The sequence below is a fragment of the Bradyrhizobium sp. P5_C11_2 genome (genome assembly GCF_054049755.1).
This window is the reverse complement of the sequence record NZ_JBFULT010000646.1, coordinates 1-3,894: the sequence shown is the minus strand read 5'-3', so window position 1 is coordinate 3,894 and position 3,894 is coordinate 1. Positions and strand designations below refer to the sequence as shown.

Annotated in this window: 4 protein-coding genes; all 4 read left to right on the top strand. The window is 65.9% G+C overall.

Going from position 1 to position 3,894, the window contains the following annotated elements; translation table 11 throughout:
- A partial coding sequence (locus tag ACXJL8_RS36035) for a hybrid sensor histidine kinase/response regulator (protein ID WP_456686539.1) occupies positions 1 to 2,465 on the top strand: 2,465 nt, incomplete at its 5' end.
- A 15-nt stretch (positions 2,466 to 2,480) separates the two neighbouring features.
- The gene (locus tag ACXJL8_RS36030; protein WP_456623239.1) at positions 2,481 to 2,951 is read left to right on the top strand and encodes a chemotaxis protein CheW; all 471 of its coding nucleotides are present in this window, start codon (positions 2,481 to 2,483) and stop codon (positions 2,949 to 2,951) included.
- 71 nt (positions 2,952 to 3,022) lie between these two features.
- On the top strand, positions 3,023 to 3,388 hold the full coding sequence (locus ACXJL8_RS36025) for a response regulator (RefSeq protein ID WP_007600538.1): 366 nt from the start codon (positions 3,023 to 3,025) through the stop codon (positions 3,386 to 3,388).
- A 75-nt stretch (positions 3,389 to 3,463) separates the two neighbouring features.
- The coding region (locus tag ACXJL8_RS36020; protein WP_456686538.1) for a response regulator at positions 3,464 to 3,894 on the top strand (431 nt) is incomplete at its 3' end.

The window sequence follows — 3,894 nt, the reverse complement described above, 5'->3', positions numbered from 1 at the left end:
AGCTGGAAGCGATGGTCGAGCAGGGCATGGCGGCGATGGCTGCCGGGGCTGCTGCTCCCGTTGCCGAAGCGCCGCCGCTGGTGCCGGACGCGCCGGCTCCCGTCGAAGCCAAGGCCGCACCCGCCAAGGACATGACCCAGGGCTCGCTGATCGACCAGACCCTGGAACGCCCGCTGCGTCCGGGCGAGGTGTCGCTGGACGAGCTCGAGCGCGCCTTCCGCGAGACTGCGATCGAGGCGCCGGCCCCCGTTGCCAAGGTTGAGGCGAAGGTCGACGTCGCACCCGAGCCGGCTCCGGCCCCGGTTGCCGCCAAGGAAGTTGCCAAAGAGACAAAGCCCGCCAAGGAGAAGGCCGCGCCGAAGAAGTCGATGGCGGACGAGACCGCCGTCGAGGGCGACCGCGTCGCCAACCAGTCGATCCGCGTCAACGTGGATACGCTGGAGCATTTGATGACCATGGTCTCCGAGCTGGTCCTGACCCGCAACCAGCTGCTCGAGATCTCCCGCCGCAACGAGGACACCGAGTTCAAGGTGCCGTTGCAGCGGCTGTCCAACGTCACSGCCGAGCTGCAGGAAGGCGTCATGAAGACGCGCATGCAGCCGATCGGCAATGCCTGGCAGAAGCTGCCCCGCATCGTCCGCGACCTCTCGAGCGARCTCGGCAAGCAGATCGAGCTGGAGATGCACGGCGCCGACACCGAGCTCGACCGCCAGGTGCTCGACCTGATCAAGGACCCGCTCACCCACATGGTGCGCAACTCCGCCGACCATGGCCTCGAGACCCCCGCCGAGCGCACCGCGAACGGCAAGGGCGAGCAGGGCACCATYCGYCTGTCCGCCTATCACGAGGGCGGCCACATCATCATCTGCATCGCCGACAACGGCCGCGGSCTCAACACCGAGARGATCAAGGCCAAGGCGATCTCCTCRGGTCTCGTCACCGAGGCYGAGCTCGAGAAGATGTCGGAAGCCCAGATCCACAAGTTCATCTTCGCCCCCGGCTTCTCGACCGCGGCCGCCATCACCTCGGTGTCGGGGCGCGGCGTCGGCATGGACGTGGTSCGCACCAATATCGACCAGATCGGCGGCACCATCGACATCAAGTCGGTGGCCGGCGAAGGCTCCTCCGTCACCATCAAGATCCCGCTGACGCTCGCGATCGTCTCSGCGCTGATCGTCGAGGCCGCCGGCGACCGCTTTGCGATCCCGCAGCTCTCGGTCGTCGAGCTGGTTCGCGCTCGCGCCAACAGCGAGCACCGCATCGAGCGCATCAAGGACACCGCGGTGTTGAGGCTGCGCAACAAGCTGCTGCCGCTGATCCACCTGAAGAAGCTCYTGAAGATCGACGACGGCGCCGCCAGCGATCCCGAGAACGGCTTTATCGTGGTCACGCAAGTCGGCAGCCAGACYTTTGGCATCGTGGTCGACGGCGTGTTCCACACCGAAGARATCGTGGTCAAGCCGATGTCGACGAAGCTGCGCCACATCGACATGTTCTCCGGCAACACCATTCTGGGCGATGGCGCCGTCATCATGATCATCGACCCCAACGGCATCGCCAAGGCACTCGGCGCCTCCGGCTCCTCGGCCCATGACATGGCTGATGAAGCCGCCGGCCATCATTCCTCCTCGGCCGAGCAGACCACCTCGCTCTTGGTGTTCCGCGCCGGCTCCAGCCAGCCCAAGGCGGTCCCGCTCGGGCTCGTCACCCGCCTGGAAGAGCTGCCCTCGGACAAGATCGAGTTCWSYAACGGCCGCTACATGGTGCAGTACCGCGAGCAGCTGATGCCGCTGGTCGCGATGGAGAGCGTCACCATCGCCTCCCAGGGCGCCCAGCCGATCCTGGTGTTCTCCGACGACGGCCGCTCCATGGGCCTCGTCGTCGACGAGATCATCGACATCGTCGAGGARCGGCTCAACATCGAGGTCGGCGGATCCTCCAGCGGCATCCTCGGCTCGGCCGTGATCAAGGGCCAGGCCACCGAGGTGATCGACGTCGGCCACTTCCTGCCGATGGCGTTCGCCGACTGGTTCACCCGCAAGGAGATGAAGCCGTCGATGCACTCGCAGTCGGTGCTGCTGGTCGACGACAGCGCCTTCTTCCGCAAYATGCTGGCCCCGGTGCTGAAGGCGGCCGGCTACCGCGTCCGCACCGCRCCGAACGCGCAGGAGGCGCTCGCCACGCTGCGCTCCGGCCAGAGCTTCGACGTGGTGCTGACCGACATCGAGATGCCCGACATGAACGGGTTCGAGTTCGCCGAGGTGATCCGCTCCGACAACAATCTGGCGGCAACCCCGATCATCGGCCTCTCCGCRCTGGTGTCGCCGGCGGCGATCGAGCGCGGCCGTCAGGCCGGCTTCCACGACTATGTCGCCAAGTTCGACCGTCCCGGCCTGATCGCAGCGCTGAAGGAGCAGACCGCGGGCGCGGCCGGCGCCTCCGAGCTGAGCCGGGCTGCGGCCTAAGCGAAGGAAACATCGATGACCAAGAAGATGCAGAGCACCGAGGGCGCCATGGTCGAATACGTCACCGCGATGATCGGCGGCCAGCTGTTCGGCCTGCCGATCTCCCGGGTCCAGGACGTGTTCATGCCGGAGCGCGTCACCCGCGTGCCGCTGTCCTCGCGCGAGATCGCGGGCGTGCTGAATTTGCGCGGCCGCATCGTCACCGTGGTCGACATGCGCGCCCGGCTCGGCCTGCCCAAGCCCGAGGACGGCAAGGTGCCGATGGCRGTCGGCGTCGACCTGCGCGGCGAATCCTACGGCCTCCTGATCGACCAGATCGGCGAGGTGCTGCGCCTGTCCGAGGACGGCAAGGAAGAAAACCCCGTCAACCTCGATCCCCGCATGGCCAAGCTCGCCGGCGGCGTCCACCGCCTCGACGGGCAGCTCATGGTCGTCCTCGACGTCGATCGCGTCCTCGAGCTCGCACCCGAGATGATGGCGGCCTGATACGGCGGCATCGCCGCCGACGGACTTGCAATTGGAAGTGCCCCCGCAAAGGGGAGGAAGCAGAGGTTCACATGCGAACTTGTCTCGTCGTTGATGATTCCAGCGTCATCCGCAAGGTTGCGCGCCGGATCCTGGAGGGCCTCGACTTCCAGATTCTCGAAGCCGAGGACGGTGAGAAGGCGCTGGAGGCCTGCAAGCGCGGTCTGCCCGACGCAGTGCTGCTCGACTGGAACATGCCGGTCATGGACGGCTACGAGTTTCTCGGCCATCTCAGGCGCATGCCGGGCGGCGACCAGCCCAAGGTGGTGTTCTGCACCACCGAGAACGACGTCGCGCATATCGCGCGTGCGCTGCACGCCGGCGCCAACGAATACATCATGAAGCCCTTCGACAAGGACATCGTGACGGCGAAATTCCAGGAAGTCGGGCTTATCTGAGCGAACATCCGGAGGCTGTACGGATCCTTCGGCGATTGTTTTCAACTGAACCGTTTCAGTCTGAGTTGGTGAGTAATGAGTGTTGCGTTCGCAGGTAATTCGACCACGGGTCCGTCGCGCGACGCCGGGCCGCTGCGGGTGATGGTCGTCGACGACTCGGTCGTCATACGCGGTCTGATCTCGCGCTGGATCGGTGCCGAGCATGACATGGAGGTCGCGGCCTCGCTGCGCACCGGGCTCGAGGCGGTCAACCAGCTCGAACGCATCAACCCCGACGTTGCCGTGCTCGACATCGAAATGCCCGAGCTCGACGGCATCTCGGCGCTGCCGCAACTGCTGGCGAAGAAGCGCGATCTCGTCATCATCATGGCCTCGACGCTGACCCGCCGTAACGCGGAGATCAGCTTCAAGGCGCTGTCGCTCGGTGCGGCGGACTACATTCCGAAGCCGGAGTCGACGCGCGAAGCGTCGGCCGCGGACATCTTTCATCACGACCTGATCCAGAA

What these genes read in the sequence shown, in the direction of transcription:
- ACXJL8_RS36025 (WP_007600538.1), top strand. Translation starts at nt 3,023, where the DNA reads ATGCGAACTTGTCTCGTCGTTGATGATTCCAGCGTCATCCGCAAGGTT.